Below are 18,456 nucleotides of genomic sequence, written 5' to 3'. Positions count from 1 at the left end.
GCGGCGGAGGGGAATCGTCGCAGCGCATGAGGTGCCGGAAGGGCCGTGCCGGGAGCGTGGTCGCTATGACACGGACACCGCTCGCTCCCGTCTCGGGGGCCCCCGTTCCGCTTCGCGCCCCGCGTGTGCGCAGGGTGCTGCGCACCGTCACCGTCGCCTCCTGCGTCCCGTATCTCTCGCTCAAGATCGCCTGGATCGCGGGCAGCCGGATCGGCATCCCCGACGGAAGCGTGCTGCTGGAGCACCGCGGTCTGATGGCCGTCGCCAACAGCGTCACCGTCCTGATGGACGGCGCCGTCGTCGTCCTGGCGCTGCTGCTCACCCAGGCCTGGGGCCGCCGCGTCCCCGCCTGGCTGCTTGTCACGCCCGTGTGGATCGCCGGCGGTCTGCTCGCCCCGATCATGGTCGGCTTCCCGGTCCAGTTGCTGACCCAAGCCCTCACCGGAGCCCGGTCCCAGCCGGCCGGGGACAAACCCTTCCTCGACGAGTGGGTCTTCGGGGTCGTCTACCCGGGCTTCATCGTCCAGGGCCTGGCCCTGGGAACTCTCTTCGTGCTGTACGCCCGGGAGCGCTGGAGCCATGTGTGGCGGGGCCGGATCTGGGACCTGCCCAGTGCCGCCACCGGGCGGACGCTGAAGGTGACCGCCGTGGCCGGCGCCGTGCTGGCGCTGTTCCCCGCCACGATGCACCTACTGTGGGCCTGCGGCGCGACGACCGGTCTCTCCGCGAAGCGGATCGAGCAGCGTACGGCCGACTTCTATGTGCTCGAGGCGATCGACGTCGTGTTCGTGGCCGTCGCCGTGGCCGGAGCGCTGCTGCTCGCCTTCCGCCCGGTCCCCGAACTGCCGCTGAAGACTCCGCTGGCCATGGCATGGCTGGGCTCGGGCACGGTGGGCTGCTGGGGCATCTGGCTGCTGATCGCCGCGGTACTGCCGGGCGCCGAAGAGGGCGAGCGGGCATCGGGGTTGATGGCCCTGACCTACGCTGTGGGCATGATCGTCGGTCTGCTCGTCGTCACCGGAACCGCCTCGTTCGTGCGGCGGCGCGGCGCGTGAGGAGAGCGCTCAAAGCGTCCGCCCGGGCGCTGTTCGGGACGCGGGCCGGGCTTCGCTGGCTCCATCTGATCCTGGGCGGCGCCCTGTTGATGCCGTACTGGCTGGTGGGCACGGTGATCGTCGGCCCGGTCGTCGGCGCGAAGAGCCTGTTCTCCGACTCCCTCGCCCTGCAGTTCGGTGCGTACGCAATCGCGCTGCCGACAGCCGCGGTGACCGCGCTGTTCTTCCCGCTCACCAGACCGCTGGCCGTCGGCCTGGCGAAGGCGCTGTGCGGGGTGCCCGCCGAGCGCTTCGCGGAGGGGCCGGCACGCTCACGGGCCGCGCGGCTGCGGGCCTCGGGCTGGTTCACGCTGCATGCGGGAATCGGCGCGCTGATCAGCGGCGCCACGCTGGCGCTGCCGCCGTTCGCCGTGAGCCTGATGGTGCTGCCGTTCTTCCCTGCGCTGCGGGGCCGGCTCGAGTTGCCCCACTACCCTGCCTGGCAGCTGGCTCTGTTCCCGTTCGCCGGAGTGGCCATGCTGATCGCGCTCGCGGGCTGTGCGGCGGCGGCCGGGGCACTGCTGGCCCGCCAGGCGCCGGTCCTGCTCGGCCCCACACCCGCGGACCGGCTGGCCGCCGCTGAGCGCCGGGCCACCGAACTGGCCGAGCGCAACCGGCTCGCCCGCGAACTGCACGACTCGGTGGGCCACGCCCTGAGCGCCGTCACCCTGCAGGCGGGCGCGGCCCGCCGGGTCCTGGACAGCGATCCGGGGTTCGTACGGGAAGCGCTGGCCGCGATCGAGGAGACCACCCGGCGCACGGTGGGCGAACTCGACTCCGTACTGGGCCTGTTGCGCCAGGACGACGACAACACCACCCAGCTCGACGGCCCGACCCTGGACACCCTGGACGGACTTCTCGCGCGCAGTGGCGTCCCGGTGTCGCTCAGCGCCGACGGCGACCTGGCCGCCGTCCCCGCGCCCGTCTCGCGCGAGGCGTACCGCATCGTCCAGGAGGGGCTGAGCAACGCCCTGCGCCACGCCGGGGCGTCCCCGGTGACCCTGTGGATCGCCCTGCGCGGCGAGGAGTTGGAGATCATGATGGAGAATCCGCTGCCCGACACGGCCCCGGTGGTCCGCCCGGGAGGCGGCCGCGGAGTGCGCGGCATAGCCGAGCGGGCCGCGCTGCTGGGCGGACGGGCGCAGGCGGGAGCGCAGGGCGCGGTGTGGCTGCTGTGCGCGCGGCTGCCGCTGGGCGGTGACCGGTGAACGTGATCCGGATCGTCCTCGCCGACGACGAGCGCATGGTACGTACGGCGCTGCGCGTCATCCTGGATGCCGAGCCCGACCTGGAGGTGATCGGCGAGGCGTCCACCGGCGCGGAGGCGGTGCCGGTGGTGCGTCAGCTGCGCCCCGACGTGGTCCTGATGGATGTGCGGATGCCGGAGATCGACGGCATACGGGCCACGGAGCAGATCCTGGCCACGCTCGACGAACCGCCGCGGATCCTTGTGGTGACGACCTTCGAGAACGACTCCTATGTGTACGACGCGCTGCGCGCGGGGGCCGCGGGCTTTCTGCTCAAGCGCGCGGCGGCCGAGGAACTCGTCCAGGCGGTCCGTCTGGTGGCCCGCAGCGACTCGCTGCTCTTCCCGGCGGCCGTGCGCTCGCTGGCCGCCGAGTACGGGGGCCGCCGCACCACCGCCGCACCACCGTGGGCGGCGCGGCTGACCGAGCGCGAGGCCGAGGTGCTGCGGCTGATGGCGACGGGGCTGACGAACGCGGAGATCGCCGGGCGGATGGGCGTGGGTCCCGCGACGACCAAGACGCATGTGGCCTCGGTCCTGGCGAAGACCGGCGCCAGGGACCGTACCCAGGCGGTGATCGCGGCGTACGAGTCGGGGTTCATCTCACCGGGCTGAGGCACGGCTCGTCACCGCGCTGAGGCACGGCTCGCGGATGAGGATTCCCTGAGAAGCCCGGCCGGCCGGAACGCCACGTCCCGCCCGGGCGTCCCCCATATGGGATGAACAAGACGATCAGGAACGCCGCGGTCTTCTCGCTGCTGCTGGTGCTCGCCCTGCTGATACGGGCGACCTGGGTGCAGGCGTACGAAGCCCGGGCCCTCGCGGACGACGAACACAACCGGCGGAAGATCATCGCGCAATACGCGCAGCCGCTGGGCGACATCATCGTGGCCGGGTCACCGATCACGGGCTCGAAGAGGACGGAGGGCAGCGACCTCGCCTACAAACGCACCTACACCGACGGCTCGCTCTACGCCGCGGTCACCGGTTACAGCTCTCAGGCATACGGCGCGACCCAGCTGGAAGGCATCTACAGCCATGTCCTGGACGGCACGGACAGCCGGCTGAAGAACCCCGTCGACGCGCTCACCGGCAAGCAGCAGGAACCCGGCGACGTGCTCACCACCATCGACCCCGCGGTGCAGAAGGCGGCCTACGAAGCGCTCGGCGACACCAAGGGCGCGGCCGTCGCCATCGACCCGAAGACCGGGAAGATCCTGGGCATGGTCAGCACGCCCTCGTACGACCCCTCGAAGATCAGCGGGACGACGAACGGCGACGCCTGGAAGAAGCTGCTGTCCGACAAGGACAAGCCGCTGGTCAACCGCGCGCTGCGGCAGCCGCTGCCGCCCGGTTCCACCTTCAAGCTGGTGGTCGCGGCGGCGGCCCTGGAGGACGGTCTCTACGACTCGGTGGACACGAAGACGGACAGTCCCGATCCGTATACCCCGCCCGGCACGACCAGGGTCCTGGAGAACGAGAACAAGTCCGCACCCTGCGAGAACGCGAGCCTGCGCACCGCGCTCCAGTACTCCTGCAACAACGTCTTCGGGAAGCTGGCGGTCGACCTCGGCCAGGACAAGGTCCGGGCGATGGCGGAGAAGTTCGGCTTCAACGACGAGAAGCAGGACTCCCCGGTGCGGGCCCTGCCCAGTGTGTATCCGACCGGGATGGACAAGCCCTCGACCGCCTACAGCGGCATCGGCCAGTTCGATGTGACCGCGACCCCGATGCAGCTCGCCATGGTCTCCGCGGCGATCGCCGACGACGGCGTCTTGCAGGCGCCGCACATGGTCTCCAAGGTCGTGGACGCGGACGGCAACACGCTTCAGTCGTACGAGGACGCGGCATCGAAGCGGATCGTCTCCTCGTCCACCGCCGAGCAGCTGCGCAGCGCGATGGTGACCGTCGTGGAGGACGGCACCGGGACCAATGCCAAGGTCGAAGGCGCCGAGGTGGGCGGAAAGACGGGCACCGCCCAGCACGGCGAGAACAACAGCAAGACGCCGTACGCCTGGTTCACGTCCTACGCCAAGGACTCCGACAGCGGCAAGGAGGTCGCGGTCGCCGTCCTGATCGAGGACTCGGGCGCGGCCCGCTCCGAGGTCAGCGGCAACGGGCTGGCCGCGCCCATCGCCCAGAAGATGATGGCCGCGGCCCTGAAGTCCTGACCGCCCACGGCGGCTTGAAGCCCGACGGCTACTTCACGCCGAAGAGCGCGGGCGCCGCCGCCTGGGCGGGGACGACCGTGGCGAGCGCGGGGTCAACCCGCGTACGGATCCGGGCTCTTGCCCTGTCTGGCAAGGAATGCGAAGTCGCAGCCGGTGTCCGCCTGGGTGATCTGCTCGCCGTAGAGGGCGCCGTACCCCCGCTCGTACCGCTCGGGCGGCGGCGTCCAGGCGGCCCTGCGCCGCGCCAGCTCCTCGTCCGTGATCTCCAGCCGCAGCGTGCGCGCGGCGACGTCCAGGGTGATCAGGTCGCCGTTCTCGACCAGCGCCAGCGGTCCGCCGACGTGCGACTCGGGCGCGATGTGCAGCACACAGGTGCCGTAACTCGTCCCGCTCATCCTGGCGTCCGAGATCCGCACCATGTCCCGTACGCCCTGCTTGAGGAGATGGTCGGGCAGCGGCAGCATCCCGTACTCGGGCATGCCGGGGCCGCCCTTGGGGCCCGCGCCCTGGAGCACCAGTACATGGTCGGCGGTGATCCCGAGTTCCGGGTCGTTGATGGTCCGCTGCAGGGTGCGGTAGTCGGGGAAGACCACCGCGGGGCCCGTGTGACGGAGGAGCCGGGGCTCGGCGGCGATGTGCTTGATGACCGCGCCGTCGGGGCAGAGGTTGCCGCGCAGCACCGCCACACCGCCCTCCTGGGCGAGGGGGTTGTCGCGCGGGCGGATGACATCGGGATTGTGGACGCGGGCGCCCGCGAGCTGCTCGCGCAGGGTCGGATACGCGACGGTGGGCCGGTCCAGATGCAGTACGTCGGTCAACTGCCCCAGAAACGCCGGGAGTCCGCCCGCGAAGTGGAAGTCCTCCATCAGATACCGGCCGCCGGGCCGGAGGTCGGCGAGCACCGGCACCGTACGGGCGATGCGGTCGAAGTCGTCGAGCGTGAGCCGAACCACCGAGCGTCCGGCCATGGCGATCAGATGGATCACGGCGTTCGTCGAGCCGCCGAGGGCGAGGACGGTGGCGACCGCGTCCTCGTACGCCTCCCGCGTGAGGATCTTCGACAGCTTCAGGTCCTGCCGCACCAGCTCGACGATCCGGCGGCCGGACGCGGCCGCCATCCGCTCGTGCCCGGAGTCGACGGCGGGGATCGAGGACGCGCCGGGGACGGTGACACCGAGCGCTTCCGCGGCGGCGGTCAGGGTGGATGCGGTGCCCATGGTCATACAGGTGCCCGGCGAGCGGGCCAGGCCGTTCTCCAGCTCGGCCAGCTCGGCTTCCCCGATCAGTCCGGCTCGCTTGTCGTCCCAGTACTTCCACATGTCCGTGCCGGAGCCGAGCACTTCATTGCGCCAGTGGCCCGGCAGCATCGGCCCCGCCGGTACGAAGACGGCGGGCAGATCGGCGCTGGCGGCTCCCATCAGCAGCGCGGGCGTGGACTTGTCGCAGCCGCCCATCAGTACCGCGCCGTCCACCGGATAGGAGCGCAGGAGCTCTTCCGTCTCCATCGCCAGCATGTTGCGGTAGAGCATCGGGGTCGGCTTCTGGAAGGTCTCGGAGAGCGTGGAGACCGGGAATTCGAGGGGGAAGCCGCCCGCCTGCCAGACGCCGCGCTTGACGGCCTGGGCCCGCTCGCGCAGGTGGACATGGCAGGGGTTGATGTCGGACCAGGTGTTGAGGACGGCGACGACCGGCTTGCCGAGGTGTTCCTCGGGGAGGTAGCCGAGCTGGCGGGTGCGGGCTCGGTGGCTGAACGAGCGCAGTCCGTCCGTGCCGTACCACTGCTGGCTGCGGAGTTCCTTGGGGCGCCTGGCGGTCATGCGTCCCATCCCGCGACCAGGGCGGCGACCTCGGCGCGCTGGTCCGCGGGCAGGGTGCGGCCGGGCGGGCGCACCTCGCGGCGGCACAGGCCGAGGGAGGCGAGGGCCTCCTTGACGACGGTCACGTTGTTGGCGGACTGGTAAGCCGCGCGCAGTTCCTCGAAGGGCCTGATCCGCTCCCAGACGGTCATGGCGTCCGCGTAGCGACCTTCGCGCAGCGCGTCGCGCATGGCGAGCGAGACGGCGGGGGCGACATTGACGAGCCCCGAGGTGAAGCCGGTCGCGCCGGCGGACCAGTAGGAGGGCGCGTACAGCTCGGCGAGTCCGGCCACCCAGACGAAGCGGTGCAGGCCGGCGTCGCGCGCGAAGGCGGCGAAGCGGGCCGCGTCGGGGACCGCGTACTTGACGCCGACGACATTGGGGCAGTGGTCGCCGAGCTCGGCCAGTGCCCGGCCCGCGAGCAGGGGATTGCGGATGTACGCGACGACGCCGAGTCCGGGAACGGCGTCGGCGATCGCCCGGTGATAGTCGATCCAGCCGTCCTGTGCGACGTACGGGTGCACGGGCTGGTGCACCATCACCAGCTGGGCGCCCGCGTCGCGCGCGTGCAGCGCGGCGGCGACGGCCGTGGGCACCTCGTGACCCACCCCGGCCACGATCGTCGCGGCTCCCGCGGCCTCCTCGGCGGTCAGCTCGACGGCGCGCCGGCGCTCGTCGGGGGTGAGGGCGTAGAACTCGCCGGTGTTGCCGTTCGGCGTCAGGGTGGTGACCCCGGCGTCGAGCAGCCGCCGCAGCACGGCTCGCTGGGCCTTCTCGTCGACGCTGCCGTCCGCGGCGAACGGCGTCACCGGGATCGCCACCACATCGGCGAGCGCCGTGCGCAGGGCGGGGAGTTGGGGCTCGGTCATCGCGTCCTCCTCATACGGGGTCTGGGGCGAAGCCCCTTGTACGGGATGGGGGTACCTCCCACGGCGGCCAGGCCGAAGGGGGAGGGCGGGGTGGGGAACGAAACCCCCTTCAGCCCAGCCGCGACAGCGCCGCCCCCACCGCCGCCAGGTCCGTGTCCGACGCCAACCCCGCGTGGTACAGCCGCAGTTCATTCGCCCCCAGAGCCGCCGCACGCGCCGCGTCCTCCCCCAGCGTCCCCGGGCTGCCGCCCATCCCGCTCACGACCGTGAGGTTCGCCGCGAGCACCGACCCGGCCGCCTCCTGTTCCGCGAAGGGCAAGACCGGCGCAGGCCCGCCCGTGCACGGCACGACCACGCCGTCGGCGACGGATAGGATGTGCGCCGGGTCGACGCCCGCGTTGGCGCCGCAGTGGTGGGCGACCGGGTCGGCGTGCAGCAGGACCTGGAAGCCGTCGGGAGCCGCCGCCCGCACCGCGGTGACGGCGGCCTCCTGGAGGGTGCGGGCCGTCCGCGCCCTGAACTCCAGTGTCGTCGCGGTCAGTTCGCGGCCGAGCAGCTTCTCGATCCCGGCGTCGGCCGGCGCCGCACCCGCCCAGACGGGCTCGAGCGCGTTGCGTACGGCCGCGGCCAGCAGCTCCGCCTCCAGGCCATGCCCCGCGTAACCGTCCCGGCACGAGCCGCAGAAGCACAGGGACATCAGATACTGCGCCGCGTCGCCGAGCGCGACGCCCGCGGTCTTGTCGTGGGCGTGCAGATGCGCGAGGCCGTACCAGCCGCAGGACTCCAGCTCGGTGCCGCGGGCACCTGGCCGGTTCGCCGCCTCGGCCGCGAGGTCGACCAGGAGGGCACGGACAGCGGGTTGGGCGATGCACGGCGCCCAGGGGTAGCGGTCGCCGTACGCGTTGACGACGGAGGTGTCCGGATGGTCGGCGCCCAGGCGGGAGTTGTGGGCGAGGACCACCCAGGTGTGGACCTCGAGCCCGGCGTCCGCGAGGGCCGATGCGGCTTCCCCGTACGCGTCCCCGACGGCCCAGTCCCCCGCGGCGTACGGGCGCAGCTCGCGGCCCGCCCAGCGCTGCTCGTCCGGCTCGTAGAGCACGGCGGCGTGCTGCGCGGTGACGATCCGGTGCCGGGGGTGGCGCGGGGTCAGGGCGCGCGTGGAGTGGTAGGCGGCGGCGAGGGTGACCTGCTGGACGCCGAGATCGGCGACGCGGGCCGCGGCGTCGGGGTCGCCGAGGACGTCCCAGGGGTAGAGGAAGGCGGCGGTCCTCACGCGCCGTCCTCCAGCAGCGCGCGGCCCCGTTCGATGAGGTCGGCGAGGGCGGTGATGTGCTCGGGGAGGGGTTCGCTCAGCGGCGGCCGCACTTCGCCGACGTCGAGCCCCTCGAGCCGTACGCCCGCTTTGACGAGGGAGACGGCATAGCCGCGGCCGAGATTGCGCAGTTCGACCAGGGGTCCGTAGAAGCCGTCGAGCAGCCGGCCCACGGTCTTGTCGTCACCGGTGATCAGCGCGCGGTAGAAGGCGAGGGCGATGTCGGGCGCGAAGGCGAAGACGGCCGAGGAGTACAGGGTGATGCCGATGCCGCGGTAGGCGAGGCCGGTGAGTTCGGCGGTGGGCAGTCCGTTGAAGTAGAGGAACTCCTCGTCGGGCAGGTCGCGGCGGACGGCGCCGACGATGCGCTGCATCAGGTCGAGGTCGCCGTAGCCGTCCTTGAGGCCGATGATGCCGTCGGCCCGGGCGAGTTCGACGACGGTCTCGGGGGTGAAGACGGCGTTGTCGCGCTGGTAGACGATGACGTCGAGGGAGGTGGCTTCGGCGAGCGCGGTGTAGTGCCGCAGCAGTCCGTGCTGGTCGGCGACGACGAGATAGGGCGGCATCGCGAGCAGTCCGTCCGCTCCCGCGGCTTCGGCGATCTTCGCGAACCGGACGGCGAGCGCGGTGCCGTAGCCCGCGCCGGCGACGACCGGCACCTCGCCCGCGGTCTCGGCGACGGCCGCGGCGACGCATTCGCCGAACTCCTCGGGGGTCAGGGCGTGGAACTCGCCCGTGCCGCAGCACGCGAAGACCGCGGCCGCACCGGCGTCGATGCCGCGTCTGACATGGGTGCGGAAGGCATCGAGGTCCAGGGCGCCGTCCGGTCCGTACGCGGTGACGGGGAAGAACAGCGGTCCTTGGACCCGGGTGAGCCGGGCGGCGAGCGGGGCTGAGGTCACGGGCGCTCCCTGGGCGTGCACCGAGCCTACGACACGTGCACAATTCTGATCGACGTCCATATTCCTGAACGCCATAACGCTAGGGCAGCCGCGAAGGGCGGGTCAAGACGGAAAGCCGCAACTCAGAGGCGAAGTCGACCCGTCCGCGCCACACTTGACAGCGGTCGGACCACTTCCCCGCACGTCCATGCATGTGAATTCCATCTATGGACCTGAGCTTCGAGGAGAACCATCCATGCCCGCTCCCCGCACCGTCCTGCTCACCGGCGCCGCCGGCGGCCTCGGCACGCTGATGCGGGGGCTCCTGCCCGCGTACGGCTACGAGCTCCGGCTCTTCGACGCCACCTCCATGGAGGGCGTGCCGGACGCGATCACCGCAGACCTCGCCGACAAAGAGGCGCTGCGCGAGGCGGTACGGGGCGTCGACGCGATCATCCACCTCGCCGGTATTTCCCTGGAAGCCCCGTTCGAGAAGATCCTCCGCGCCAATATCGAAGGGACGTACAACCTCTACGAGGCGGCCCGCGAAGAGGGCGTGGAGCGCATCGTCTTCGCCTCCAGCAACCACGCCGTCGGCTTCACCCCGCGCCCCCAGGGGGACGACCCCCTGATCCCCGTCGACACCCCGCGCCGCCCGGACACCTTCTACGGTCTGTCGAAGTGCTTCGGTGAGGACCTGGCCCAGCTGTACTGGGACCTGCACGGCGTTCAGACCGTCTCCGTCCGCATCGGCTCCTGCTTCATGGAGCCCACCTCGGTGCGGATGCTGTCGGTCTGGCTGAGCCCCGGCGACTGCGCCCGCCTCTTCCACGCGGCGCTCACCGCCGAGAACGTCGGCCACACCGTCGTCTACGGCTCGTCCGCCAACACCCGCCTGTGGTGGGACCTGTCGACGGCGCGCTCGCTGGGCTACGAGCCGCAGGACGACTCGGAGCAGTACGCCGAGAAGCTCGTCGCCGAACAGGGCGAACTCGACCCGGACAACCCGGACCACGCGCATCTGGGCGGCCACTTCACCACCAACCCGCCCCGGTGGCCGTACTGACCGGTCGCGCCGGGCATCCACGGGGGGAGGAAAAATCGCGTGCCGAACGGGCCGTGCCCCGGCCAGGATGTCGGGCATGGCCAAGCCCTTCGGATTCAGTTACGCGCAGCACGGCGACGGCAGCGTTGTCATCGCCCACCGCGGCCGCGCGGCCGGGACGCTGCGCGGCACTCGCGCCGAGAAGTTCCTGGCCGAGGTGGGCTCGGGCGACCCCCAGTTGGTCATGGCCCGCTGGACCGGCGCGTACAAATTCGGCAACGAGCGGACGGCCCGCAACCACCCGCGCAACCGATAGCGCGGGAGATGAATCGAGAGTCGGCCCAAAGGTAAGGGAACGGTAAAGCGCGTTCGCTCGTTACATCTGGCATGACAGCTATGACCCCCGGCTCGAACATCCCTCTCTCCGCCGCCCGCGTGGCGGTGGACGTCGCCGCCCCGGTGCGGCTCGACGTATCGGGCCTGCTGCTCACCGCCGACGGCAAGGTGCGCTCCGACGACGACTTCATCTTCTACAACCAGCCGGCGGGCCCCGGCGTCAGCTACCGCTCCGGCGGGGGCACCGCCCCCGACGCGATCGTGGTGGACACCTCCGCCGTCCCGACCGGCATCGAGAAGATCGTCGTCACGGCGAGCCCGGACGCCGCCGGCCAGACCTTCCAGGGCATCGAGCCCACCGCCACCATCCGCAATGCCGACGACGGCAGCGCGCTGGCCACCTTCACCCCGCCGCAGCTCGGCCCCGAGACCGCGCTGGTCGTCGTGGAGATCTATCGGCGCAACGGCGTCTGGAAGGCCCGTGCGGTCGGCCAGGGCTATGCGAACGGGCTGGCGGGCATCGCCACGGACTTCGGCGTCTCCGTCGACGAGGAGCCCGCGGTCGCACCCTCAGCCCCCACTCCCGTCGCCCCGGCACCGGTCGCACCCGCCCCGCCTGCCGATCCGCTTCTCTCCGCGCCCGTGCCGCCCCCGCCGAGCGCTCCCCCCGCGGCTCCGGCCCCCGGCGCCGGGAAGATCAACCTGGACAAGGGACGGGTCAGCCTCCAGAAGAACCAGACGGTCTCGCTGGTCAAGGGCGGCCGCCCGCTGCTCTCCCAGGTCAAGATGGGCCTCGGCTGGGAGCCCGCCTTCCGCGGCAAGGACATCGACCTCGACGCCTCCGTCATCGCCTACGGTCCGAACCGCAACCACGTGGACAGCTGCTACTTCGGCAAGCTGTCGATCCTGAACGGCGCGATCAAGCACTCCGGCGACAATCTGACGGGTGAGGGTGCGGGTGACGACGAGGTGATCGTCGTGGATCTCGGCCGGATCCCGGCCGATGTGACGGGTCTGGTCTTCACCGTCAATTCGTTCTCGGGACAGAAGTTCACCGAGGTCGCCAAGGCCTACTGCCGGCTGATCGACGCGGCGTCGGGCGAGGAGCTGGTCCGCTTCGACCTGACCGGCGCGGAGCCGCAGACCGGCGTGATGATGGCCAAGCTGATCAAGCAGTTCTCCGGCGAATGGGAGATGACCGCGATGGGCGACTTCGCGAAGTCCCGCACGGTGCGGGGCATGGTCAAGCCCGCCGCCCAGGCGCTGTGACCAGGACAGCCCCCTACGACCGACACCGCCGGGTCCGCCACCGCTTCTCAGGTGATGGCGGGCCCGGCGGCCACGGTCTTCAGAGTTTGGCCAGCTTGGAGTATGGGCTCAGGATTCTTCCCTGGCGCCCCGAGAAGTCGACAAGCACGGCGGCGTTGTCTCCTTCGACTGCGATGACTCTTCCGAGCCCGAACTGGTCGTGCGAGACCCGGTCGCCCACTTCGTACTGCTCAATCGGCGGGGCGGCCGCGGCCGGTTTGTTGAAGGGACTGGAGGGCAAATAGCGGCGGGATCCGGCTGACTTTGTCATTACCTGGAGTATGGGCCCTCGGGGGCCCGCCACGCCACGTCGGAACCGCGCGCTGTCGACGCTGAGCGCCGGCCGGCCGCCGAGACAGGCCGGAAACACCCTCGGTACCGCGCCGATTTCCCCGCGTTTGACCAGGTCGTTCAGGCTCCAGCTCGATGTCCGTGTCCCTCAGTGCGCGCTCCACTCCGATGAGTGAGGCGGCGTTCGGGAGCCCCGAAATCCCGCGGCCGTCCCGGCCTGTGTGCTGCCGGTCACCGAGCACACCACCACGGTGTCGAAGAACACACGGCAATCGGCGGCGCTCAGGCCCAGGGCCAGTCGGCGTCCCGGCCCCGCATAAGGAGCGGCACCATACGGAAAGCCGCGTCCGTGAGGCCCCCGAAGGTGTGCCGGTTCGGCTTGCCCGAGGGCGCGTGCCCCGCCCGGTACCCCGCCAGGTTCCAGGTGTAGACCGGGATGTGCGCCGGGACCTGCTCGGTCGGGTCGCCGTAGTAGCTGTACGCCGCCTGCTCGTCGGTGACGATCAGCACCCGGTCGTGCTTCTTGTAGTGCTTACGGACGGCTTCGGTGGTGTTGGTGCCGCCGAGCTCGCCGAAGCGCCCGAGGACCTTCAGTACGGACTCGCCCGAGCGGTACTTCACCCGCGCGCTGCCCGTGCCGAACTCGACGAGGTCCGCGCTCTGAGCCCGCATGGCCACCGCCGCGCCGAACACCGCGGCGGCGTCCGCCCGGTTGAGCTCGGAGCGGTCCGAAAGGCGCGACCACATGGAACCCGAGCGGTCGACCAGGATCAGCGTCCGGCCGGGCAGCGCGGGCACATTGGCCAGCGAGTGGCCGAGCGCCTTCTCCAGTGCGTACGCCCAGCGCAGCGACGGGGCGTGCTGATACGCCGCGAGATAGCGGAACGGGAACTGCCGCGACGCCGCGACGACTTCGGGGTCCGAGATCTGCGCCGCGATCTGGGCCGCGACCGTGTCCGAGACCCCGGCCTGGTCGAAGTTCCGCAGATTGCGCAGCAGTGCCATCGCTCCCATGGACGGGATGACGGCCTCCCAGGCCGCCGCGTCCATCGGGCCCTGCAGCCAGCCCGCCAGCGCCTCCCAGGTCATCCCCGCCTCGGCGAGCCGCTCGGCGGCGCCGGGCGCGGTGATCACCGCGCGCCGCTCGGCGACCGGCAGGGCCATCAGCGCCCGATGGGCGGTGAGGGTACGGATCGAGGCGGGCGGCTCGGCGCTGTCCGGGTTGTGCCGGCGGTCGAGGGCGTACTGAAACAGCGCGCCCTGCCACGGCTTCGCGGGATCGGGCGCCGCGTGCACCAGATTGAGGATGTCGCCGAAGCGATAGCCCTTGGACGCGGTGTCGTACTTCAGCAGCGACTTTCCGCTGTAGAGGCGCGCCACGGCATCCGCGATGCCGCGCTTGACGGGCTTGGGCACATTGCGGCCGTACTGCGAGGTCCAGTAGCCGAGCAGTTCGCCGGGCTCGTCGGCGCGGCGCAGTACGGAATCAACGACCTGACGGTTCGTCGGACCCGCGGTCGCGGATGCGTCGAGGCGCGCCTTGACGTATTCGGCGGCACCGACGATGGAGGCGGTTCGCATATTGCCCTCGCCGCGCAGCCAGCCGAGCAGTCCCGCGGTCCACGCGGGGTCCTCGACAGCGAGCTTGCGCACAAGACGGGTGAAGCGGTCGTCGCGGCCGCCGGCGGACTCGTAGAAGGTCTGCTGCGAAACGAAGTTGGCGACGGCGAGCAGAAAGAGCTCGGAGCGTGCGTCACGCTCGGAGCCGGTGCCGCCCTGATGGGTACGCAGGGCGCGGCCGGTCGAGCGCACGGGCGAGGTCGCTCCCGCCTTCGCGGTGCGGGTGTTGAAGCGTGCCATGTGAATTCCCCCGAATTCCTGGGGAAAGCGCAGCAAAAGGGGTGCCCGAGATCAGGGGTCGGCGACGGACTGTAGCCGGGCGAGCTTCCTGATTGCTCCACCAACCGTGGCTGGGCGGGATTTGAACCCGCATCCTCCCGGTCCGAGAAGTAACCGTTGCCTGCGCACCGGGCATCCCGAATGCTGAGCCTCCCGAGATCAAAGGTGGCGGCGGCGTGATTTCGTAAGAGGAAGTAGCCGCAGCCTGCGCACCGGGAGGTGCATGAGTTTGTGATGTCCCGGAAAGGCCCTGCCTTCCCCCTCGGACATGGATCACTCTAGGAGGGCAACCTTCGGCTGCGCCAAGGGTTTTACGGCCGCGGGTGGGATGACGCGGCGGGCTGGTACGCCCGCACCGCGAAGACGGTACGGGCGTACAACCGCGTCGTCTGACGCCTGTTCCTAGTCGCGCTGCGCGTGGCGCTTCCAGGGCCCGGTGATCGCGAGCATGATGCCCGGGGTCTGGATGTTGGCGTAGAGCGTCCGTCCGTCGGGCGAGAAGACGACACCCGTGAACTCGCTGAACTCCGGCTCCTCCTCGGTGCCGATGTTCAGTTCGTTGCGGGCGATCGGGTAGGTGCGCCCGCGGTCGGTCGCGCCGAACAGGTGCTGGACACCCTCGCCGTCCTCGGCGATGACCAGGCCGCCGTACGGAGAGACGGTGATGTTGTCGGGGCCGTCGAACGCGCCGTCCTTGGACGGGTCGGGGTTGACGCCGAGCAGCACCCTCAGGGTGAGGGTGCGGCGCTTGGGGTCGTAGAACCAGACCTGGCCGTCGTGCGCCGCGCCGGGGCTCTCCGCGCGGGCGTAGGAGGAGACGATGTACACGCCGCCGTCGCCCCACCACATGCCTTCGAGCTTGCGGGCGCGGGTGATGTCCTTGTCCGCGAACTGCTTGCGTACGGGGGTCGTGCGGCCGTCGCGGTCGGGCACGTCGACCCAGTCGACGCCGTAGACCGTGCCGATCTTCGTGGCGCGGGACAGGTCGTCGACGAAACGGCCCCCGGAGTCGTAGCACTTGGTCGCCTGGAGTACGCCCGCGTCGTCGGCGAGGTGCCGGAGGTGCCCGCGGCCGTGCTTGAAACCGTGCGGCGGGACCCAGCGGTAGAGCAGGCCGTTCGGGCCGGAGGCGTCCTCGGTCAGATAGGCGTGGTCGCGCTTGGGGTCGATGACGACGGCCTCGTGGGCGTACCGTCCGAAGGCCTTGACGGGCTTCGGGTCACGGTTGACGCGCCGGTCGTAGGGGTCGACCTCGAAGACGTAGCCGTGGTCCTTGGTCATGCCGTTCTTGCCGGCGAGATCCTCGGTCTCCTCGCAGGTGAGCCAGGTGCCCCACGGGGTGTGGCCGCCGGCGCAGTTGGTGGAGGTGCCCGCGATGCCGACCCACTGGGCGACCTCGCCGCTGCGGTGGACCTCGACGACCGAACAGCCGCCGGACGCGGCCGGGTCGTAGACGAGACCCTCGGCGAGCGGCACCGGGTACTTCCAGCCGGAGCGGGGGCCCTTGAGCTCGTGGTTGTTGACGAGGAGGGTCACCCCGCGCGGCCCGTCGAAGGTGGCCGTGCCGTCGTGGTTGGAGGGGGTGAACTCACCCGAGTCCAGTTTGGTGACGCCACTGTGCGTGATGATCTGGTAGCTGAATCCGGCGGGCAGCGCGAGGATCTGCTTCGGGTCGGGGATCAGCGGCCCGTAGCCGGGCTCGTGGTGGCCGTGACCGGCGGTCTCGGCGGTCTCGGCCGTGTCCTCCGCGGCGAGCGCGCCGGGCGCGGTGGCGAGCGAGCCGACGACGCCGGTGAGGGCGACGCCGGCGCCGGTGAGCGCGGACTGTTTGGTGAATTCCCTGCGGGTGAGCGGCATCGAGTACTCCTGAAGGAACACATCCGGCTGGCTGATGACGGGCACACACTTCCGCGCGTGCCTGAACGGCGATTGAACTCCGGCCGACATTGAGAGGCCCCGACGAGCATGAATGCCTCCGGAGGGTTGGGCAACCTCAACTCGGCTTTGCGTCCGCGTACTTGACGACCCGTCCGAATAATCTTCATAAAGAAGGTCATCAGGAACGGATCATAACCAAACCCATGATTTAGTGCGGTACTCCTTGACCCCCGAGGGCCCTGGCAATAGACATGCCCTACACCTGCACCACCTGCGGGGGGAGGCGAGCCATCGCGGATGGACGTGAAACGGGCTCGCGAACTCCATGAGAGCCGGCTCATGCGGCTGGCCAATGTGACCGGTGTCGGCACCGGGAGGGACGAGCACTCGGGCGTGGACGTGATCGTCGTCTTCGTCACCCGCAAAGTGCCCCGTGACCGGCTCCGGGAAGAAGACGTGGTTCCCGCACAGCTCGAGGGCGTACCGGTGCGCGTGCTCGCCATCGGTGATGTGACCGCCCATGACCAGGAGCGCTGAGGGAACCCCTTCGGACCAGGGGAAGAGGTGGACTGGCGTGACAAGCCAGCCCGAAATGATGCGAGGACCGACCGGCGGGCAGGTCAGTGACAGCTCGCGGCAACAAGCGATGAGCGACTTCCTGCGACCGCAGGCGCCGCTCGCCAATGTCGTCGGCTTCGGCCACGGCGTGAAGTGGAGTGACGGACGCGCGACGGGCGAAGAGGCCGTGCTCGTCTTCGTGACCCAGAAGGTCCCGGAGTCGATGCTGCCCGAACGGGATGTGATCCCACGGCAGATGGACGACGGAACGCCGACCGATGTGATCGCGGTCGGTCATGTCTCCGCGCAGCGCCGGCAGCGGCAGCAGCCGCGTCGCGGGGTGGAGCCGGAGGCGGCGTACCGGCCCGACGGCAGTGTCGCCGACCAGCTCTCACAGCTGTCGCAGCCGCTGCTCGAAGAGCTCCGTGAGATGGGCACGCTGGAGCCCCAGCTCCTGCGGCGCCGGCTGCGGCCCGCGCCCTCCGGGATCTCGGTGGGCAATGTACGGGTGACGGCCGGAACGCTCGGCACCGTGGTGTACGACTTCCTGCCCGGGGCCACGACGGATCCGCCGGGGCCGGGGCTCGGTCTGCCGGGGAAGTTCTACATCCTCAGCAACAACCACGTGCTCGCGGACTCCAACCGCGCGCAACTGGGCAGCCCGATCGTGCAGCCCGGTGTGTTCGACGGAGGTCAGGACCCGGCGGACCGGATCGCGACGCTGGACCGGTTCATCACCATCCAGTTCGCACCGCAGATCCCGCTGGACCGGCACAACAACGTCGTCGACGCGGCGCTCGGCAAGGTCGAGTTCGAGGACGCGACGCGCGAACAGTACTTCGGCGCGGCGCCGCGGGCCTGGCGGCGCAGGGCGAATGTGGCGGTCGGCGACCTGGTCAAGAAGACCGGGCGTACGACGAACGTCAGCTTCGGCCGGATCGTGGCGGTCGACGCGACGATCGACGTCAACTACGGCACGGCGGGTACGGCCCGCTTCAAGGACCAGATCCTCACGACGAACATCTCGGCGGGCGGCGACTCCGGCTCGCTGGTGACCTCCTTCGACAATGTCGCGGTCGGTCTGCTGTTCGCGGGTTCGTCGGTCGTGACCGTGGCGAACCACATCGAGAACGTCCGCGCGCTGCTGCGCGTCGAAATCGCCGAGCAGCTGGCCTGACGGGAGGGGGCACCATGACCACGCAGGCACGCAAGCAGAAGGGCGGCGCGCAGGCTCACGCCGAGCACCGCTATCTCAACCCGCAGGGCGCGGAGGTCAAGACGCGCGACGAGGCGTTCGCCAGGCCGATGGAGGTCTCCGCGGAGGCGCTCCAGGCGACGGCGAAGCTGGAACTGCACAACGGCCAGGTGACGTTCGCGATCGAGCTGAAGTACAACCCGAACACCTACCCGCATGTGGTGACGGGCGGCCAGATCACATCCGGCATCTGCGGCGCGCCGTGGAACATCACGGGCGGCACGATCGGCGACCAGCTCCGGCTGGACGCGAAGCGGGCGGGCCAGGGCTCGTGCGCGAACACGATCACGATCGTCGGTGAGTACCAGAACCCGCCGGCGTACCGGGGTACGTACGGCTTCGAGGGCGCGACGTCGTCGTTCAAGCACACGACCCGGTACGAGTGCTGACGATCCCCTGGCGGTTCGCCTGATGAACCGGGGCTCCGCCCCGGACCCCGCGCCTCAAACTCCCCCAG

The 18,456-nt window shown here is 70.6% G+C and carries 17 protein-coding genes; 10 read left to right on the top strand and 7 right to left on the bottom strand.

What is annotated here, in order from left to right; translation table 11 throughout:
- The first annotated feature begins 65 nt into the window (after window positions 1–65).
- From OG905_RS31255 to OG905_RS31240, 4 genes are all read left to right on the top strand, one after another.
- Window positions 66–1,055, top strand: a complete 990-nt coding sequence (locus tag OG905_RS31255) for a hypothetical protein (protein WP_328679303.1) — start codon at window positions 66–68, stop codon at window positions 1,053–1,055.
- Complete coding sequence (locus OG905_RS31250; protein WP_328679301.1) at window positions 1,052–2,302, top strand: sensor histidine kinase; 1,251 nt, start codon at window positions 1,052–1,054, stop codon at window positions 2,300–2,302. The genes OG905_RS31255 and OG905_RS31250 overlap by 4 nt, the downstream gene beginning before the upstream one ends.
- Before the next feature lie 35 nt (window positions 2,303–2,337).
- Window positions 2,338–2,955 carry a response regulator gene (locus OG905_RS31245; protein ID WP_443044097.1) on the top strand — a complete coding sequence of 206 codons (618 nt, stop codon included), beginning with the start codon at window positions 2,338–2,340 and terminating at the stop codon, window positions 2,953–2,955.
- A 104-nt stretch (window positions 2,956–3,059) separates the two neighbouring features.
- The gene (locus OG905_RS31240; RefSeq protein WP_328679299.1) at window positions 3,060–4,511 is read left to right on the top strand and encodes a peptidoglycan D,D-transpeptidase FtsI family protein; all 1,452 of its coding nucleotides are present in this window, start codon (window positions 3,060–3,062) and stop codon (window positions 4,509–4,511) included.
- A 92-nt stretch (window positions 4,512–4,603) separates the two neighbouring features.
- On the opposite strand, the gene araD is transcribed toward OG905_RS31240, so the two are convergent.
- The 4 genes from araD to OG905_RS31220 all read right to left on the bottom strand — a co-directional run bounded on the left by araD (window position 4,604) and on the right by OG905_RS31220 (window position 9,450).
- Window positions 4,604–6,328 carry an L-arabinonate dehydratase gene (gene araD, locus OG905_RS31235; protein WP_328679297.1) on the bottom strand — a complete coding sequence of 575 codons (1,725 nt, stop codon included), beginning with the start codon at window positions 6,326–6,328 and terminating at the stop codon, window positions 4,604–4,606.
- Window positions 6,325–7,236 carry a dihydrodipicolinate synthase family protein gene (locus OG905_RS31230; protein ID WP_328679296.1) on the bottom strand — a complete coding sequence of 304 codons (912 nt, stop codon included), beginning with the start codon at window positions 7,234–7,236 and terminating at the stop codon, window positions 6,325–6,327. The genes araD and OG905_RS31230 overlap by 4 nt, the downstream gene beginning before the upstream one ends.
- 109 nt (window positions 7,237–7,345) lie before the next feature.
- Entirely contained in the window at window positions 7,346–8,509 is a 1,164-nt protein-coding gene (locus OG905_RS31225) for a hypothetical protein (protein WP_328679295.1), read from the bottom strand.
- Complete coding sequence (locus OG905_RS31220; RefSeq protein WP_328679294.1) at window positions 8,506–9,450, bottom strand: 5-dehydro-4-deoxyglucarate dehydratase; 945 nt, start codon at window positions 9,448–9,450, stop codon at window positions 8,506–8,508. Before OG905_RS31220 ends, OG905_RS31225 begins: the two co-directional genes overlap by 4 nt.
- Before the next feature lie 235 nt (window positions 9,451–9,685).
- Here OG905_RS31220 and OG905_RS31215 point away from each other — a divergent pair, with 235 nt between their 5' ends.
- The 3 genes from OG905_RS31215 to OG905_RS31205 all read left to right on the top strand — a co-directional run bounded on the left by OG905_RS31215 (window position 9,686) and on the right by OG905_RS31205 (window position 12,079).
- Window positions 9,686–10,495, top strand: coding sequence for an NAD-dependent epimerase/dehydratase family protein (locus tag OG905_RS31215; RefSeq protein ID WP_328679293.1), 810 nt, complete (start codon window positions 9,686–9,688; stop codon window positions 10,493–10,495).
- Between the two features lie 76 nt (window positions 10,496–10,571).
- A complete protein-coding gene (locus tag OG905_RS31210; RefSeq protein WP_328679291.1) occupies window positions 10,572–10,790 on the top strand; it encodes a hypothetical protein in 219 nt (72 codons plus the stop codon).
- Window positions 10,791–10,861: 71 nt separating this feature from the next.
- Window positions 10,862–12,079: a TerD family protein gene (locus OG905_RS31205; protein WP_328679290.1), complete on the top strand. Its 1,218-nt coding sequence runs from the start codon at window positions 10,862–10,864 to the stop codon at window positions 12,077–12,079.
- A 79-nt stretch (window positions 12,080–12,158) separates the two neighbouring features.
- Here the strand turns inward: OG905_RS31205 and OG905_RS31200 are convergent, their stop codons facing one another.
- From OG905_RS31200 to OG905_RS31190, 3 genes are all read right to left on the bottom strand, one after another.
- A complete protein-coding gene (locus OG905_RS31200; RefSeq protein WP_215093417.1) occupies window positions 12,159–12,389 on the bottom strand; it encodes a hypothetical protein in 231 nt (76 codons plus the stop codon).
- Between the two features lie 302 nt (window positions 12,390–12,691).
- Window positions 12,692–14,269, bottom strand: a complete 1,578-nt coding sequence (locus tag OG905_RS31195) for a TROVE domain-containing protein (protein ID WP_328679289.1) — start codon at window positions 14,267–14,269, stop codon at window positions 12,692–12,694.
- A 441-nt stretch (window positions 14,270–14,710) separates the two neighbouring features.
- Window positions 14,711–16,165, bottom strand: coding sequence for an alkaline phosphatase PhoX (locus tag OG905_RS31190; protein WP_328682698.1), 1,455 nt, complete (start codon window positions 16,163–16,165; stop codon window positions 14,711–14,713).
- Between the two features lie 318 nt (window positions 16,166–16,483).
- On the opposite strand from OG905_RS31190, the gene OG905_RS31185 reads away from it, so the two are divergent.
- Genes OG905_RS31185 through OG905_RS31175 form a run of 3 tightly spaced genes read left to right on the top strand, consistent with a single transcriptional unit; the run spans window position 16,484 to window position 18,388 of the window.
- Window positions 16,484–16,723 (top strand): hypothetical protein, encoded by a 240-nt coding sequence (locus tag OG905_RS31185; protein ID WP_328679287.1) that lies wholly within the window; start codon window positions 16,484–16,486, stop codon window positions 16,721–16,723.
- A 58-nt stretch (window positions 16,724–16,781) separates the two neighbouring features.
- Window positions 16,782–17,921, top strand: coding sequence for a hypothetical protein (locus tag OG905_RS31180; protein WP_443044096.1), 1,140 nt, complete (start codon window positions 16,782–16,784; stop codon window positions 17,919–17,921).
- Between the two features lie 14 nt (window positions 17,922–17,935).
- On the top strand, window positions 17,936–18,388 hold the full coding sequence (locus tag OG905_RS31175) for a hypothetical protein (RefSeq protein ID WP_328679284.1): 453 nt from the start codon (window positions 17,936–17,938) through the stop codon (window positions 18,386–18,388).
- Window positions 18,389–18,456: the final 68 nt, after the last annotated feature.

It is taken from the genome of Streptomyces sp. NBC_00322, assembly GCF_036147535.1.
Taxonomy (GTDB): Bacteria; Actinomycetota; Actinomycetes; order Streptomycetales; family Streptomycetaceae; genus Streptomyces.
This window is presented reverse-complemented; position numbering and strand designations above follow the sequence as displayed.